19 protein-coding genes are annotated in these 16,049 nt (G+C 60.8%); 6 read left to right on the plus strand and 13 right to left on the minus strand.

Annotation, left to right across the window (positions count from 1 at the left end):
- Positions 1 to 52: 52 nt before the first annotated feature.
- Entirely contained in the window at positions 53 to 748 is a 696-nt protein-coding gene (locus C5J26_RS26395) for a Crp/Fnr family transcriptional regulator (RefSeq protein ID WP_105404467.1), read from the minus strand.
- Between the two features lie 166 nt (positions 749 to 914).
- On the opposite strand from C5J26_RS26395, the gene C5J26_RS26400 reads away from it, so the two are divergent.
- Complete coding sequence (locus C5J26_RS26400; RefSeq protein ID WP_105404531.1) at positions 915 to 2,132, plus strand: NnrS family protein; 1,218 nt, start codon at positions 915 to 917, stop codon at positions 2,130 to 2,132.
- Between the two features lie 55 nt (positions 2,133 to 2,187).
- Here the strand turns inward: C5J26_RS26400 and C5J26_RS26405 are convergent, their stop codons facing one another.
- From C5J26_RS26405 to C5J26_RS26435, 7 genes are all read right to left on the minus strand, one after another.
- Positions 2,188 to 3,804: a copper resistance CopC/CopD family protein gene (locus C5J26_RS26405; protein WP_105404468.1), complete on the minus strand. Its 1,617-nt coding sequence runs from the start codon at positions 3,802 to 3,804 to the stop codon at positions 2,188 to 2,190.
- A gap of 31 nt (positions 3,805 to 3,835) precedes the next feature.
- The gene (locus C5J26_RS26410) at positions 3,836 to 4,363 is read right to left on the minus strand and encodes a YcnI family protein (RefSeq protein WP_105404532.1); all 528 of its coding nucleotides are present in this window, start codon (positions 4,361 to 4,363) and stop codon (positions 3,836 to 3,838) included.
- Between the two features lie 227 nt (positions 4,364 to 4,590).
- A complete protein-coding gene (locus tag C5J26_RS26415; protein ID WP_172746091.1) occupies positions 4,591 to 4,977 on the minus strand; it encodes a hypothetical protein in 387 nt (128 codons plus the stop codon).
- 176 nt (positions 4,978 to 5,153) lie between these two features.
- On the minus strand, positions 5,154 to 5,999 hold the full coding sequence (locus C5J26_RS26420; protein WP_105404470.1) for a metal ABC transporter permease: 846 nt from the start codon (positions 5,997 to 5,999) through the stop codon (positions 5,154 to 5,156).
- A complete protein-coding gene (locus C5J26_RS26425) occupies positions 5,996 to 6,856 on the minus strand; it encodes a metal ABC transporter permease (protein ID WP_105404471.1) in 861 nt (286 codons plus the stop codon). Before C5J26_RS26425 ends, C5J26_RS26420 begins: the two co-directional genes overlap by 4 nt.
- Positions 6,853 to 7,752, minus strand: a complete 900-nt coding sequence (locus C5J26_RS26430; RefSeq protein WP_105404472.1) for a manganese/iron ABC transporter ATP-binding protein — start codon at positions 7,750 to 7,752, stop codon at positions 6,853 to 6,855. Before C5J26_RS26430 ends, C5J26_RS26425 begins: the two co-directional genes overlap by 4 nt.
- 71 nt (positions 7,753 to 7,823) lie before the next feature.
- Entirely contained in the window at positions 7,824 to 8,738 is a 915-nt protein-coding gene (locus C5J26_RS26435; RefSeq protein WP_105404473.1) for a metal ABC transporter substrate-binding protein, read from the minus strand.
- A gap of 326 nt (positions 8,739 to 9,064) precedes the next feature.
- Here C5J26_RS26435 and C5J26_RS26440 point away from each other — a divergent pair, with 326 nt between their 5' ends.
- From C5J26_RS26440 to C5J26_RS26450, 3 genes are all read left to right on the plus strand, one after another.
- Positions 9,065 to 9,565, plus strand: coding sequence for a sigma-70 family RNA polymerase sigma factor (locus tag C5J26_RS26440; protein WP_105404474.1), 501 nt, complete (start codon positions 9,065 to 9,067; stop codon positions 9,563 to 9,565).
- Positions 9,566 to 9,656: 91 nt separating this feature from the next.
- On the plus strand, positions 9,657 to 9,962 hold the full coding sequence (locus C5J26_RS26445) for a DUF982 domain-containing protein (RefSeq protein WP_105404475.1): 306 nt from the start codon (positions 9,657 to 9,659) through the stop codon (positions 9,960 to 9,962).
- A gap of 168 nt (positions 9,963 to 10,130) precedes the next feature.
- Positions 10,131 to 10,418 carry a hypothetical protein gene (locus tag C5J26_RS26450; RefSeq protein ID WP_105404476.1) on the plus strand — a complete coding sequence of 96 codons (288 nt, stop codon included), beginning with the start codon at positions 10,131 to 10,133 and terminating at the stop codon, positions 10,416 to 10,418.
- Positions 10,419 to 10,491: 73 nt separating this feature from the next.
- Here C5J26_RS26450 and C5J26_RS26455 read toward each other — a convergent pair whose 3' ends face one another.
- Positions 10,492 to 10,920 carry a response regulator gene (locus tag C5J26_RS26455; RefSeq protein ID WP_105404477.1) on the minus strand — a complete coding sequence of 143 codons (429 nt, stop codon included), beginning with the start codon at positions 10,918 to 10,920 and terminating at the stop codon, positions 10,492 to 10,494.
- 182 nt (positions 10,921 to 11,102) lie between these two features.
- Between C5J26_RS26455 and C5J26_RS26460 the strand changes: the two genes are divergently transcribed.
- Positions 11,103 to 11,816 (plus strand): Crp/Fnr family transcriptional regulator, encoded by a 714-nt coding sequence (locus C5J26_RS26460; RefSeq protein ID WP_105404478.1) that lies wholly within the window; start codon positions 11,103 to 11,105, stop codon positions 11,814 to 11,816.
- A 7-nt stretch (positions 11,817 to 11,823) separates the two neighbouring features.
- On the opposite strand, the gene C5J26_RS26465 is transcribed toward C5J26_RS26460, so the two are convergent.
- From C5J26_RS26465 to C5J26_RS26480, 3 genes are all read right to left on the minus strand, one after another.
- Positions 11,824 to 12,069, minus strand: coding sequence for a hypothetical protein (locus C5J26_RS26465; protein WP_105404479.1), 246 nt, complete (start codon positions 12,067 to 12,069; stop codon positions 11,824 to 11,826).
- Positions 12,070 to 12,144: 75 nt separating this feature from the next.
- Positions 12,145 to 12,861: a Crp/Fnr family transcriptional regulator gene (locus C5J26_RS26470; protein WP_105404480.1), complete on the minus strand. Its 717-nt coding sequence runs from the start codon at positions 12,859 to 12,861 to the stop codon at positions 12,145 to 12,147.
- Between the two features lie 497 nt (positions 12,862 to 13,358).
- Positions 13,359 to 13,712, minus strand: coding sequence for a hypothetical protein (locus tag C5J26_RS26480; protein WP_172746093.1), 354 nt, complete (start codon positions 13,710 to 13,712; stop codon positions 13,359 to 13,361).
- Between the two features lie 339 nt (positions 13,713 to 14,051).
- Here C5J26_RS26480 and C5J26_RS26485 point away from each other — a divergent pair, with 339 nt between their 5' ends.
- Positions 14,052 to 14,357, plus strand: coding sequence for a hypothetical protein (locus tag C5J26_RS26485; RefSeq protein ID WP_046634960.1), 306 nt, complete (start codon positions 14,052 to 14,054; stop codon positions 14,355 to 14,357).
- A 118-nt stretch (positions 14,358 to 14,475) separates the two neighbouring features.
- Here C5J26_RS26485 and C5J26_RS26490 read toward each other — a convergent pair whose 3' ends face one another.
- Positions 14,476 to 15,984 (minus strand): PLP-dependent aminotransferase family protein, encoded by a 1,509-nt coding sequence (locus C5J26_RS26490; RefSeq protein ID WP_105404483.1) that lies wholly within the window; start codon positions 15,982 to 15,984, stop codon positions 14,476 to 14,478.
- Positions 15,985 to 16,049 lie beyond the last annotated feature (65 nt).

The following is a 16,049-nucleotide window of genomic DNA, read 5'->3' on the forward strand; positions in this document are numbered from 1 at the left end:
CATCTCGCCGGGTTGTCCGGCGGTTGTTTCAGGAACGCCTATCTCGCTCCCGTTATCCCTTCGTGCTTTCAGCCAGCGCCAGCAGGCCTTCGGCATCCTTCACCAGCAGCTTCTGGCGCCCGCCTTCGACCAGGCCTTTCGCCTCCCATGCGCTCATGATCCTCGAGACGGTATGCAGCGTCGTGCCGGTCATCTCGGCTATGTCCTGCCGGGAGATCGGGAAGTCGATCCGTACCGCATCGCCCTCCTTGCGACCCGCATGCTTGGCCAGCCTCAGAACCGCGTGGGCAACCCGCTGCTCGACCTCCTGCGTCGACATTTCGCGGATGCGGGCATGGGCTTCTTCCAGGCGCTGCCCGATCGTCTGCATGGCGGTGACCGCGAGGCGGGGATTTCGATCGACGAACTGGGGCCAGAGTTCCGTCGGCCAGCAAAGCGCGATGCTTTCCGCGACGGCCATCGCCGTGCCGGGATAGTCCGTCCGTTGAAGCGCCTTGGCAAAACCGAAGAGATCACCCGGGTGGACGACGCGCACGATGATCTGCTGACCGTCTTCGGTGACCTGCGTGACTTTCAGCCTGCCGTGCAGAAGCAGATGGAAATGCGTCGCGGCCGCCCCCTGTTCGAAGACGGCTTCGCCGACCGGCACCCGACGGGAAGTTGCGTGAGCAAGAAGCGCTTCCGTATCGGCATCCTCCATCCTTTCGAACAGGGGAAAACTTCTCACGAGGCTCTTATCGATCTTCAACGGCCTATGCTCCGCTACGGTCAGCGCGAACCTAGCACAGCCCGCGGCGAGATCGAAGATGCGCTATTGCCGCGCCGGCAGCAAACATTCCCGCGTCTGCTTGCGACGCCGCAATGAAGGGCGCCGTCGCCGCCGTTACAAGGGTGCCGAACAAGGAGTTCCGAAGATGACGACAATTCCGGCCGGGCGGCGACCTGGGAGCATCCCGAGGGGACTTTCCACAACCGCCCCGATCATATTCTCCTACGGCTTCCGGCCATTCTTTCTCTCGTCGGCCCTCTGGGCGGCTGTCGCGATGCTGTTATGGATGTCAAGCCTGGCCGGACTGATCGACGTGGCGGTTTCCTACGGCACCGTCCATTGGCATGCACACGAGATGCTGTTCGGTTATGCAAGCGCCGTGCTTGCCGGTTTCCTGCTGACCGCGGTTCCCAACTGGACCGGCAGGCTGCCGGTGTCCGGTTGGCCGCTGGTCTTCCTGTTCCTCGTCTGGGTCTCCGGCCGGCTGGCGCTGCTTCTGTCCGACCTTATCGGCACCATGGCCGCCATCCTGGCCGACAGCGCCTTTCTGCCCCTCCTCCTCTTCATCTGCGTGCGCGAAGTGGTCGCGGGACGGAAGTGGAAGGATCTGAAGGTCATCACCGGCTTGATCGCCCTCTCCGCCGCAAACATCCTGTATCATCTGGCGGTGGCCGGCGGGCAGCACCCATCCATCGGGATCAAGCTTGCCCTCTCGGCCTATACCGCAATGATCCTCGTTGTGGGCGGGCGAATCATCCCGAGCTTCACCCGCAACTGGATCAACAAGACCGGTCGGACGGATTTCCCCGCCGCCTATGACCGGTTTGATACGGCGGCCATCCTGTGCGGGGTCGCCGCCCTGGCCGCCTGGATCGTTCTGGACGACGGAAAGCTTGTTGCGGGGGCGGCAGGGCTGGCGGCGGCCATGCAGGCTATCCGGCTTGCGCGCTGGCGGGGCTGGACCACGACCGCGGAAATGCTGGTGACGATCCTGCATATCGCCTACCTGTTCGTCCCGCTGGGGTTCCTTGCGATCGGCCTTGCAGCCGTGGACCTCTTCGACCAGACTTCCGCTATCCATGTCCTGAGCGTCGGAACCGTGACCACGATGATGCTCGCCGTCATGACAAGGGCAAGCCGGGGCCATACCGGACGGGTCCTGACCGCATCGCGAACAACCGTCGCTTGCTATGCGGCAATCGTGCTCTGCGCCCTTCTAAGGCCAAGCGCCGGCCTCTTTCCGGAATTTACCAACCTGATCTATTCGCTTTCCGGCGCCGCGTGGCTTGCCGCTTTCGGCCTGTTTGTCCTCGAATACGGACCGATGCTGACCCGCGTGCGGCGGCGGGTGGCGGAAGGATAAAAGGAATGGCTTTACGGGACGCTCCGCCCTTAAGGAGCGTCCGGCTGGCGTCGGGTCAAGGCGCGATTTCGATCTCGCCTTCCATCCTGGTGATCTCGAAATCGCTGATGATCACGTCAAGGCGAAGCCGCCACCGCCCGGGTACGGGAAGCACGATATCGGGCGCCGACCAGCCGTCCTTGCCTTTCTCTGCTCGGCGCCTTATCGGCTCGATCCCCGCCCCCGGGTTGGACAGCACGACCGTTACTTCCTGGGGATCGAGCGGCGACCGGTCGCTTTTGGCGATGACCGCGGATATCGCGACTTTTCCTACCCTGTCCGGCGTGATCCTGACATTAGCCACGGCCTTGCTGGTCTCCAGGTGAACCACGGCAGTCCTCTGGACTTCGGCGATCAAGGTGCGTGGGGGCGGCGTGAACCGCCACGTCGCAGCCACCGCGAAGATGAGGAGCAGGATGACGGTCTCCGCAGCGACCGAACGAACGAGCTGGCGGATCGCCGCAGGCTCCCCCTTTTTCGAACTGGAGGTGAGTTTCCACCGGTTGACGGCTGCCAGGGCAAACAGCAGGGCGAGCAGCCCGAGCTTGACGAGGAATACGATCCCATACGCCGTCGTGACCAGCCCAGCCGGAGTGCGGACCTGGACGACGGCGAGCACGCCTCCGGCTACGGCAAGAACCAGGACGGCCCATGGTATGAAGACCGAGAAGCGGTGCAATGCCGCGCCGGCCGCTTCTTTGTCTTTTCCGAACTCGGCCAGGAGCGGCAGCAGCGCGCCGGCCCAGACAGCTATGCTCGCGACATGCAGGAAAACGGCCGGGCGCATCAGCCATTGCGGGTCTGCCGCACTCGCGTGCCCGCTGAGGCAGAGAGCAAACGCCGCGGTTATGACGGCGGATATCGATATCCAGCGGGCATCCCTGCCCCGACCGCTGGCCAGAGCAAGCCCCGCAAGCGCCAGGGCCGCGATCGCAAAAATGACCGTCGGCCCGAAGCTCGTGGCCATTCCCGCCTTCCAGACGGCCGGCACGAAAAGCCACGAAACAGGCTCGCCCACCGTATCGAGGCCCTGGAAGCCTGCAGAAAGCAGGGCGCCCACAAAGCCGGCGCCGAGGGCGGCAAGCACCTGCCTCAACGCATTCCCGGAACCGTCCGCGAACCAGTGGATGGCAAAAGCGCCGCCGACCCCGAAGAAGAGACCGACATAGAGCGCCACCTTGCCGATCCAGAGGCCGGTGCGGACCGGCCAGTCGATATCGACCACCGCGCCCCGGGCGTCGGCGTTCGGCCGCCCGATCGAGAAGACGACCGAACCGCCGATCGGGTGGCCATCCTCTGAAACGACCCGCCAGGAGAGAAGATAGCTCCCGTCCGAAAGGTCGTCCGGCGGGGTAATCTCGACTGTCCTGTCTTTCAGGACGAAGCTTTTGAGAGTGACTGAACTGCGGTCCGGCCGCGTGAGCTTGAGGCTGGTCGGCGAGACAGGCTCGCTGAAGGTCAGAGCGATCACGCGCGGGGCCGTGGACATGACCGAGCCATCGCGCGGCTCGGTCGTGTTGAGGGATGCATGGGCGGATGCCGCCGCCGTCATGACCGACCACAACAGGATCGCATAGGCAAACCGCTGCAGAGCGCCGGTCAGTGAAAGTGCCTTGTAGCAAAGCGGCGTCATCGGCCTTCATGCTCCCGGGTGGATCGATCGCTTAGTTGCCGGTCTTCTGAAGGAGCTTGACGCCCGGGGCCGGGAGTTCGAGGTCCGACGCCTTCTGGCCTGCGGCAGGCACTTCGATCCAGCGTTCCTTGAGGCCTTCCGGGCACTCCTGGATCACCGGGAAATAGAGCATGTCGCCGGCTTTCAGATCCACGGCAATCGTGCCCCGCAGCACGAACTCCTCATACTCGTCGTCGCCGAGGTTGCCGCCGCTCCAGACCACTTCCTTGACCCCTTCGGTGACGGGAGAGCCGTGATTGTCATAGGCCTTGGCATAGGCGCCCTTGACCTTGCCGAGCGTCCAGCCGGCCTTCGGCTGCGGCTTCACTCCGTAGAAGCCTTCCGGGATCTGGACGCGCACGGTGTTCGTCGGCTTGCCCTCGCAACCGTGCGGCACGCGCAGCACCGCCTTGTAGGTGGCGCCCAGGGGAGCCTCCTTTCCCTCCAGGGTGACATGCGCCAGAGCGGCGGTGCTGCCGACCATGAGGATGGCGGCGGTTGTGGTGATTTTCTTCAACATGTGAATCTCCATGCTTGGCCGCGCGTTGGACGGCCTGATTTTCAGGCGACGGGCAGCCGGGAAGGCGCCGGTCCGGGGTGGATTGATGGTTTGAAAAGGCGATCCTGCCCGTGCTCCGATACGGCCGGCGGCCCAGAGCGCTCTGCACGGCTTTTGCCGCGTCATTGCCGTTTTGGCCGAAACGAGTTCACGGAACAGAGAGCGGCACGACTTGGAGCGCTTTGCGATCAAGCTGCCGGCGGTGGCGCGCGGGGATTTCCGGGAGAGGTCTCGGGCCGTTCGAAGGGACCTATATCCGTTTCGGCCGGAACCGGCCTGGAGGTGGCCTCCAGCCGGTTGCTCAGAAAATTGTCAGAAAACTGCGGTGCGAGCGCCGGAGCGAGAACGCTGCATGCCTGGGTACAGCACTCGGGCAGTTTTGGACCGTCCTTGTGACCGGATTGGCCGCTACCGCCGGCATGGGTAATGCAAAGCGGGTTTCCAAAATCATCGATGACAGGAGCTGCGACTGCTGAGCCGAGAAGGACGGAGCCAAGCACCATCTGCACGACGAGCGCGTAGGCCGCGATAGACGCGAACACAACACTCCAGCCAGGCGCTCTGCGGTTCTTCACGGTCCCCTCATCAGTTGCGGCCAGCCGCCGATGTCCGATCTGGACATCCGTTATTGGCACGGCACAGTCAGCTCTGTCTATGCGCCCTTCCGCCACAGCGTTCTTTGATGCGCGTCAACTCGCCAGCCTGTCGCGATCAAGGGTAACGCCAAGACCAGGCGCTCCCCTCCCTCTTGCTAGATCGTCTCGGTCGTCTCGACCCGGGCAGCCTTGCGGGTAGCGTAGATGAAGGCGAGCACGAAACCGATCGCCAGCAGGAGCACGATGGTCGGCGCCGGAGCGCTGTCGATGAAGAAGGACAGGTAGACGCCGGCGAACGAACCGGTCACGGCAATGGCAATCGACAGGATCAGCATGGTGCTGAACTTGCGGGTTAGCAGAAAGGCGATGGCTCCCGGCGCGATCAGCATGGCGATCGAAAGGATGATGCCGACTGCCTGCAGGGCACCGACGATGGTCAGCGAAATGAGAGCGAGAAGACCGTAGTGCAGAAAATTGACCCTCAGTCCCACGGCCCGTGCCTGCACCGGATCGAAGGCGTGCAGCAGGAAATCCTTCCATTTCACGCCGAGAATGCCGGCCGTGATCGCCGCGATGACGGCCGCCTCGCCGATGTCACGCCAGGAGATGCCGAGCATGTCGCCGAACAGGATATGATCGAGATGCACGTCGGACTGGATCTTCACATAAAGGACGAGGCCGAGCCCGAACATGCCGGCGAACACGATGCCCATCACCGTGTCCTGCTTGATGCGGCTGTTTTCCTTCAGGAAACCGGTGGCGATGGCGCAGAACATGCCGGCTGCGAAAGCCCCGACCGCAAGAGGCATGCCGACGATATAGGCGATCACCACGCCGGGAAACACCGCATGGCTGATCGCATCGCCCATCAGCGACCACCCCTTCAAGACAAGGAAGCAGGACAGGAGCGCCATCGGCACGGCCATCAGCACCGAGATCAGCAGCGCGTTGACCATGAAGCCGAACTGGAAGGGTGAAAGAAGCGTATCGACGATGGTCATGGGGCCTCCTCCAGCGCCTGGGCTGCCCGTCTGCGCGCCGCCAGCATCCCATGCTTCGGCGCCAGGAAGAATGCGATCAGGAAGATAGCCGTCTGCAGCACCACGATGATGCCGCCGGTCGCCCCGTCGAGGAAATAACTCGCATAGGCGCCGACAAAGCTGGTGATCGACCCGATGATCACCGCCAGAACAAGGAGGCGCGGGAAACGGTCGGTCAGGAGGTAGGCGGTCGCGCCGGGCGTGACCACCATACAGACGACCAGGAAGGCCCCCACCGTCTGGAGCGCAGCAACCGTCGAAGCCGACAGGAGAGTGAAGAAGACGATCTTGAGCGCGGTCGGATTGAGGCCGATCGACCGGGCGTGGCTCTCATCGAAGAAGGTTACCATCAGGTCCTTCCATTTGACGAGCAGAACAGCCAGCGACACGAAGCCGATGATGGCGAGTTGCAGCGTGTCCTCCGGCGTGATGGCGAGGATGTTGCCGAGCACGATCGTCTGGATGTTCACCGCCATGGGCCTCAGCGAGATCATGAACAGCCCCAGCCCGAAGAAGGAGGAGAAGATCAGGCCGATGATGGCATCTTCCTTCAGCTTGGTGCGCTGGTTGAGGAAAAGCATCGTGGCCGCAGCGAGCCCTCCGGAGAAAAAGGCGCCTATCGAAAAGGGAAGCCCGAGCATATAGGCGCCTGCCACGCCGGGAACGATCGAATGCGAGAGCGCATCGCCGATCAGCGACCAGCCTTTCAGCATCAGATAACAGGAAAGGAAGGCGCAGACGCCGCCGACAAGGGCCGAGACCCACATGGCATTCAGCATGTAGTTGTAGGTGAAGGGTTCGATCAGAACGGCGATCATTCGCGGCCTCCGCCTTCCTCGTCCGATGCACGGTTGGTCGCCTTCCCGCCCCGAAGCACCAGGGGCCGCTCATCGTCACTGATCAGGCCGATCGACGTCGATCTTCCGTTCTGCGCGTCGCTGAGCACAAAATGACGCAGCACGCCGCCGAAGGTCTTTTCCAGGTTTTCCTGCGTGAAGGTCTCGACCGTCGGCCCATAGGCGAGCACCGTCCCCTTGATCAGGATGGTCCGGTCGCAGAATTCCGGCACCGAGCCGAGATTGTGCGTCGAGACCAGCATGACGCGGCCCTCGTCGCGCAGCTCGCGAAGCAAGCTGATGATCTGGTCCTCCGTCTTGACGTCGACGCCGGTGAAGGGTTCGTCGAGCATGATGACGCGGCCGTCCTGCGCCAGTGCGCGCGCCAGAAAAATCCGCTTCTTCTGCCCGCCCGACAGTTCTCCGATCTGGCGCTGGCGGAATTCGCTCATGCTGACGCGGGCGAGCGCCGTCGCCACGGCCTCGTGATCGGCGGCTTTTGGAATGCGCATCATGCCCATATGGCCATAGCGGCCCATCATGACGACATCCTCGACCAGCACCGGAAAGTTCCAGTCGACCTCTTCCGACTGCGGCACATAGGCAACGAGGTTCTTGCGCAGCGCCTCCTTGACCGACATGCCGAGCACCCGGATGTCGCCTTTCGCCAGGCGCACAAAACCCATGATCGCCTTGAACAGCGTGGACTTGCCGGAACCGTTGACCCCTACCAGCGCGGTAATCGTTCCCTGAGGAATACTGAAGCTCGCATCCCGTATGGCCGTATGGCCATTGCGGTAGGTCACGGTCGCGCCGTCGACCATGATTCCGTCAGAGCCGGAAGGAGCATGGTTCGGCCAACGGGGTTGAGCATTCATGGGCAACATCCTCTTTAAAGCGGCAAATGTACGCGCCCCCCGCCGGATCGCGAATGGGCGCACGACAGATATCAGGGCGAAGCGGACAGGCCCTTGGCGATAGTATCCGAAGTCACCTTCAGCAGATCGAGATATGTCGGAACCGGACCATCGGCCTCGCTCAGCGAGTCCACATAAAGAACGCCGCCGTATTTGGCGCCGGTTTCCCGCGCCACCTGTTCGGCTGGCTTCGGCGAGATCGTACTTTCCGAGAAAACGACACCAATCCGGTTCTTGCGAACGGCGTCGATCACCTTGCGAACCTGCTGCGGCGTGCCCTGCTGGTCGGCATTGATCGGCCACAGATAAAACTCCTTCAAGCCGAAATCGCGGGCGAGATAGGAAAAGGCGCCTTCGCTCGTCACAAGCCACCGCTTGTCTTCCGGCACCCTGGCGAGTTCTGCCTTGATGGGATCTATGGCCGCCTTGATCTTCTCCTTGTAGGCTTCGGCATTGGCCTTGTAGATCGCGGCATTCTTCGGATCGTACTTCACGAAGGCATCGCGGATGTTGTCGACATAGATCAGCGCCGCTGTGGGAGACATCCAGGCATGCGGGTTGGGCTTGCCCACATACGGGCCTTCGACGATGCCCATCGGCTCGACGCCTGTCGAGACCACGACGCCCGGCACGGCCTTCAGGTTCTGAAAGAACTTCTCGAACCAGAGCTCGAGATTGAGCCCGTTCCAGAAGACGAGCTTGGCGCCCTGCGCCCGCTGGATGTCGCCGGGTGTCGGCTGGTAGTTGTGGATTTCCGCACCGGGCTTGGTGATGGATTCGACGACCGCGGCGTCGCCGGCGACGTTTTTCGCGATGTCGGCGATCACCGTGAAAGTCGTCACCGCCTTGAATTTGTCCTGAGCCGATGCCGGCATGACCGCCAGAACGGCGGCGAACGCCGTTCCCACCATTCCGGTCAGGACCAGCCGTCGTATCTTGTCAAGCATGCACGCCTCCTTTTGCGAATAGGACTTAATTGCAGTCAGTGGTCGAAATGGCCTCGTCGCAGCTCGGAGATCGTCTGCAACAACGATGGACACTCTCGTTACATTCATATTCTGCAATTGCGAATGAATTGCAATAAGGATTCGCAGCGGAGGACAAAATGATTGCAGCCTTGCCTGACGGGATGACGTGGCGGTATCACGAGAGACGTCGACAACCTGGACCACTCCGATGCAATCGTGCCACCGACGCGCCCGGGGGTTCCGATAAAACATCGGAACAAATGGCTCCCGTCGCAGTTCCGTCGATTATCGTGTCAGGAGGCCCCATGGCAGTCGATAATTCCAGCTCTCATGTTCGCTCCGAGGTCGTGGATTTGATACCTGCGCTCAGATCCTTCGCGCGCCGGTTTCACCGGACGCCGAGCGACGTGGATGATCTCGTGCAGGAGACCCTTCTCAGAGCGCTGGCTAACCTCGACAAGTTCCAGCCTGGTACCAGCCTGAAATCCTGGCTCTTCACGATCATGCGCAACACGTTCTGCACCAAATTCGGCCTTGCCAAGCGAGAGGTGATCGGTCTCGGAGAAGGCATTTCGGCACAGCCGTCGGTCCAGGCACCCCAGGAATGGTCGGTTCGCGTCCGGGAACTGGAAAAGGCATTTTCGGAACTGCCCGCTCACTATCGCCAGGCCCTGGATATCGTCCTGATCCAGGGAGAGAGCTACGAGGTTGCGGCACGACGTTGCGACTGCCCGCTCGGTACCATCAAGAGCCGGGTCAACCGTGCCCGAATTCACCTTGCGGCTCAGCTCGGCGATAACAACTAATCACAGCGGCCGCACGACCTCTTGAATCCCAGCGGCCAATAACCAAATCGATTCTGCTTCTTTTTCATCCGGCATGTGAAAGGAGGAGATCATGAACATCCCGGAAATGCCGTTCCGCGCGCCGGTAAACATCCGGCTGCCGAACGGTCTCAACCATACTTTCCACAACGTCCACGACGCGTTGGACTTTCTTGAGAACGAATGGCCCCTCAAGCGTGGGGAGCGTTATGACCGCGCCGTCCAGAGATGCCGGGCGGCGCTGAAGAGGATAGCGCCAGTCGAGATCGCCCGCGAAGCCTTCATTGCGGCATGCCTGGAAGCCGGCATGCCGATGGTGGCAGTTGCAACGGGAAAATCCTCATCGACCAGAGCGCTCCTGTTGGCTGTTCCCGCCTGACCAGTCCCCTTGGGTGGGGAGGCTGAATTTCAACAGCCTCCCTGCCTCGAGCCTGAACGACTATCCGGTACCCTCAATCATGCCCGGTTCGGTAACCGCTCTCGATGTCGGGCGGCCGAAGGAACGATCCTCCGGTCCGCAGGTTCGAGCATGAAAGGAGAACCGAAAATGGTCAATCGAACCGTTGCCGCTACCCTTGCCATTTTCACGCTCACCCTGCCTGCATCTGCTCAACAGGGCGGCACATTCACGCCCGATACAACGCCGGCGCAAGGCACAAACGCGGGCGGACCCTTGGGCACCCAGGCGATCGAGCGACCCAAGAATGCAATGCCGAACGACGTGGGCAAGTCCGGCCGGGACTGCGAGAAGATGTCCGGCACCGTCTCAGGCGAACGGCCCGCAACAGCAGGAGCGACCAAACCTCAGCCGCAGGCCAAGTGCGCGCAACAATGAGAATCGCCAACTTGGCCGCTAGGCCCTGATAAAAGCGTCACGGCACCGGCCACTTCTCAGGGGAAGGTGTTGTCTACCGCTGGTGGCACTGCTCCTGGTATTGGGTGCCCGAGGCGGCGGGCGCTGGTTTCCTGCGGCTGGGCACACACTCTTTCACGGCCTTCACGAATTCGTCCGGATCGCACGGTTTGTCGATCCATTTGCATTTGGTGCCCATGTAGGGGTGATTTCCACTGCCGTCCCGCTCTACCGAGTGGACGATATAGGGAACGCCCCGCTGGTTGAGAACGGCGGCGATGGCGTCGCATGGCTCGTCCCTGAGCCGGGTTTCTATCACGGCAAGCTCGGGCGTGTTCTTCTGAAGCCACTCCGCCGCAGCAGCGCAGGATGAGAGTGTGCTGATATTGCCAAACCCGGCCTCGTGAAGCAATTCCTCCATGTAAATGGCAATAAGAGCCTGATCCTCCAGCAGCAAGACGGGTTCGTGTTCCCGGTTCTCCATTTTACGCCCTCCTGAAATGAAGAACCATGAGATTACTCTTCGTGGAAAAAAAGGGGCGGAGCGTCTGCCAGCGTACGCAAAAACACCTGGAACAACAGGATGCTATACAATCGACAACCGTCCGTCAGTTCAGGGCATGGCGGCCGGAAGCCGTGGGCTCCCGCCCGACCTCAGCGAGAACCATGTCCGCCGCAGAACCCCCTGAAAAGCGAAACCGACTGATAGCTTTGTTGCCGGACGACGAGTTCCATAGCGTCGCCGCCGCGCTTGAGCCCGTCGATCTCGACAGAGGTTTCATCATTGTCAAGGCAGACAGGCCGATCGACTATGTCTACTTTCTCAGCAACGGGATCGGGTCGGTCATCACCATCTCGTCGGACGGTCAGCGGGCTGAAGCTGGAATGTTCGGCCGCGAAGGTTTTTCGCCGACTTCCGCCGGCGTCGGCGGCACGATCAGCGTCCATGAAGTGCTGATGCAGGTCGAGGGACATGGGTTTCGCATGCCGCTCGACGCCGTCATTCGGGCACTCTCGCAGCATCCGGTTTTTGCCAATCTCCTCGCCAGATTTATCCAGACCTTTGCTTCGCAGATATCCTATACGGCGCTTTGCAACGTCACCTATCAGGTCGATGAACGTCTCGCGCGTTGGCTGCTGATGTGCCACGACCGTGTGGACGGCGATGAGATTACCCTGACGCATGACTTCATCTCGTTGATGCTGGGTGTTCGCAGACCCAGCGTCACCACCGCCTTGCATGTCCTTGAAGGCAAGAAGCTCATCCGTGCGGAACGCGGCCGCATCACCATCCGGGACAGGAAGGGAATGGAGGAATTCGCGGGCAATGCCTACGGCAAGCCGGAAGAGGAATTCCGTCGCCTTATCGGCGAATTCTGAACCGGTCTCAGCGTTTGAGCTGGCCTTCGATCACCTCGTGGAACGAAATGACCAATTGGAGCGCGTCTGCTTCGTCGCGTACTTCCATATGCTCGTTCAGGATCATCAGTCCTCTCTTGATCTTTGCTGCCACCAATTCCCGGATGGCATTGACGGCGCTGACCCGCGCATCGTCGAGGCTGGCGAACTCGTCGCCCTCCTCATCGAGGACCGTCTCATCGTTACGCCGGATATGGAAGAAATAGCGTGTCATGTCGGTTCGCTCGGTGAGTGACTGCCTGCCCTGCCTGGAAGCTCGATCGACGGCAAATCTAACGCATCTGATGCGTCAGAAAAGGTCTCTCATCAGACGCCGGTATTCCTCTTCCGGCCTTCCATACGCATCATGCGCAAACTCTTCGAGAGCGGCCCGGTTGCGAATGGTAATGTGACCTCTCTCGGACTTGATGAATCCATTGCCTTCAAGCACGTGCAGAGCCGTCGTCACGCTCGGCCGGCGGACGGCCAGCATCAACGAAATGAATTCGTGAGTGAGGTTGATTTCATTGCCGGGAACCCGGTCATGACACATCAGCAGCCAGCGAGCCAATCGTTCCGTGACGTCATGAAGAGCGTTCGATGTGGCCGTATAGGCCAGCTGAATCGAAAACGCCTCCAGCGAGCGGATCATCACCTTGGAAAGGCTCCTGTTCCGCTCCATCCAGCCGCGGAACGCATCGTAGTCCATCCTGTAGCCATCGCCCTCCAGCTGCATGCCGACGTCGTGCGCGTTGATCTCCGCGCCCGCGACAGCCGAGGTGGGGACATACCCATCAAGGCCAAACAGGCCTGCTTCGGCGCGATGACCCTCGGGCGTCGTCGCGACGACGGAACCTATCCCGGACGTGAGAAAATAGACGTATTTGATGGGCTTCCCCATTTCGCCGAGCAAGCTTCCTCTCGGAAGGACGACATGGGCCAGGTCCGGCGCGATCTGGTCGTAGTCGGCTGGAGGAAGCAGTGCCAGAAGCTTGTTCGGCATATTGAATTGCAGAGGCGCGGCCATGTGTGCTTCCCACGATTGGGGGCAAGAGCACACTGTAACCCTCAGCCGTTCGCGCCCTGTTTAGTCTGCGAACGATAAAATGAAGTCTACTCCTTTGGATCTTCACCAGCAAGTTTTGCAGGCAGGCGCATCAGGCACCGGATGCACCGAGCGGCCAGCACTTCGACTGTCCGCTAGCGTACCGGAACGACACGACAGCCTGCTGGATTATCTGGCGTAAGGAGGGAGCTACAAATGACTGTCGTCCCAGGTACGCCAGGTCCCGATAGCCAGGAAGACGTGAACCCTCGGGTGGACGATCTCATTCCCTGGGTTCACCGTATGGCGCGTCGTTTCGTCCGCTCCGACAGGGAAGCCGGTGCACTTGCCGATCGAACGATCATAGAGGCGAAACTTCAACTTCCCCTGGGGCAAACGAGCCAGGCTATTCGCCTCCAGCTGTTCAGGCTGATGCTAAAGAATTTCGCGGCACATTCGTCGACCGAACGAAACCGATCCTAGTGCCGGACACCGCTGTCGTATTGCTGAAGCAGCTCTTCGACAATGTCTTTGATGTCTTCGGGCCGAACTCCGAGCACGTAAGGGCCCTTATGTCCGAGAAGTCGCTCTTCGCGGACCACGAAGACAAAGGGAACCGAAGCCGCTTCAAGCTGCTCGGATATCCGAAACATGAAATTGGCATCCTCCGTGGCATCGATCAGCACGCCATGGGCGGCCCGCACGAGACCCATTTCGAAAGCCGACGGCAAGACGGGGCCTCGCAACCCGATCCCTGCTTGTTTCCAGGCATCGCGAATTTCGGAAGAAACGATGTTCTTGTTCCCGATGACGATCATTCGGTACGGCTTCACCTGAGATCCTGCTAGACGCGCGGTTTCTACTCATCCATCACTTACCTATCGCAAACTGTGGTGGAAGTCGGAAGTTCGCTGACAGGTCCACAATTTTCGCAAGCGCCGCAATGGTCGCGGACCACCGCACCTTCGTCAACGGCAATCACACCGTCGTCTTCCCGGCAAGTCCGGGTTCCTATGCCTCCGAGCGCATGGGATAGACATGACCATTGTCATCGAGGGAAAGCCCACCGCCGCCGTGATCAGACCAACGGAGGGTGGTTTTGCAAAGTTTGAGTTGACCGTTTTCGATAGCGAGGCGACAGTTCAACCTGCAGCAAGGCAGGAGGAAAAACGATGGACGAGAAAGATCGCTGGCGCCATATGGCAAGCGCGCCGAAGGACGGTAGCCGGATTTTGGTCACCATCCGGCCGTCCGAACAGGGGCCGGCAGAAGTTGACCTCGCGTACTGGTCGAATGGCGATCAGTTCGGTGGAGAAGGCTGGCGCGCCTCTGATTCCTCGCCCGGCCACATCATCGAATACGCCGAGCCGGAACTGAAGTGTTGGATGCCGATGCCTTCGGCCAGCCTCAATCGCCTTTCGCTGCCCTCACCCTGGGAAGGCCGCGACACACAACAGTTCGACGGGTCAGGGATTTAGGAAATAGCGCCGACGTCCGCTGTCATCTGCGCAGATCCGGAACTCGACCCTCTACCGGAAGACGTTCCTTCTCGAAGTCACAGAAACAGCGGATGCATCACGTAACCGCCAGTGAAAACTATTTGGCGCTCGAAGACTTGCCGTTTTGGCTCCCGCTCCCGCCTGGAGGGACCTCTTCGCCGATGAAGCCGAGGTATGCGCGATGCAACTTTTCCACTCCTTTGGCGAGTTGATCGACGGACATGGAGGCATAGCCAAAGATATATCCGGCCCGCTCATCGGTCGGCGATGAGAACAGGCGAGCGATGGGATAGATACCAATGTCGTGGCTTCGAGCAATATCCGCGAAACGCGCCTCTTGTCGGCCGGAAATGGTGTTGAACCACACGACGACGTGAAGCCCCGCAGTCGTGCCGACAATCTCGATGTCGTCCACAAAAGCGCTGGTCATCGACGCCAAGAATACGGCGCGTCGCTCTGCGTTAAGCCTGCGCATTTTGCGGACATGCCGCTCGTAGGCACCGGTCTCGATCAGCGCGGCGAGAGCCTCCTGCTCGAACGTGGATGTGTGCCGATCGGCAATCCGCTTGCATTCGATGAAGGCCTCGACGAGTGGATACGGAAGTATGACGTAGCCGAGCCTGAGCGTCGGCGACAGGGTTTTTGAGACCGTTCCGACATAGATGACGCGCCCTTGCCCAGAGAGATAGAGAGGCGGAATGGGGCTGACATCGTACCGATACTCGCTGTCGTAGTCGTCCTCGATGACATAAGCCCTCGCCGACATGGACCACTCCATCAAGGCTTGGCGATGCGCAGCGGGTAAGACTCCTCCCAGCGGAAACTGGTGGCTCGGCGTCACATAGGCGACTGCGATGTCGCCAACCTCGGGAAGCTTCGTGGTATCTATGCCCTGAGCGCCACAAGGTACGGCAACGATGTTTGCTCCGACGGCATGCATCACGTTCTTGGCCATGGCGTAGCACGGGTCTTCGACCACGATACGGTCGCCGGGATTGACAAGAACCCGAGCGCAGAGGTCCAGCGCCTGCTGCGATCCGTTGACAACGATGATCTGGGTGAGATCGCAGCTGATGCCCCTCGAGCGCCAGACATAGCCCTGCAATGCCTCCCGTAAGGATCGGCTTCCTGCTGGATCATCGTATCCCAATCTGTCGCGATGCCTGAGGAAGGCGGTATTCAGCGCTTTTCGCCAGGGGGCCTTGGGAAAGTCCTCTGCCGCGATATCGCCGTAGCGGAAATCGAATTTGAGCGGCAGCCTCCCGGCGATGCTGTTCGGCGGCAGAGCCATCGCACGAGTTGCATAGGCGGAAAGCCGGCGAGCGGGGATCGCCGAACAGTCGGGCGGATCAACCTGGCTCAGCCGACCTGCTGAGGCAACCAAAGCTTTCCGTCCCTGCTGCACCCGGACATACCCCTCCGAAACAAGCTGGTCGAATGCGGCGGTCACCGTCGTCCTCGAAACACCCAGTTCTTCCGCAAGCGACCGGCTTGAAGGTAGAGCGTCACCGACACCATAGACGCCAGCCTCGATCTGCTTGAGCAGGGATTGATAGATACGGCGGGTCGCTCCGGTCCTGCGAGATCCTTGTCTGTACTGGACCAATGAAAATCTCCAAAACTGGCAGTTTAGTTTGTGCCAATGAACTGCAATAGGTCGCTTGCAGTCAA

This window comes from Neorhizobium sp. T7_12, assembly GCF_002968535.1.
In the GTDB taxonomy this organism is placed as follows: Bacteria; Pseudomonadota; Alphaproteobacteria; order Rhizobiales; family Rhizobiaceae; genus Neorhizobium; species Neorhizobium tomejilense.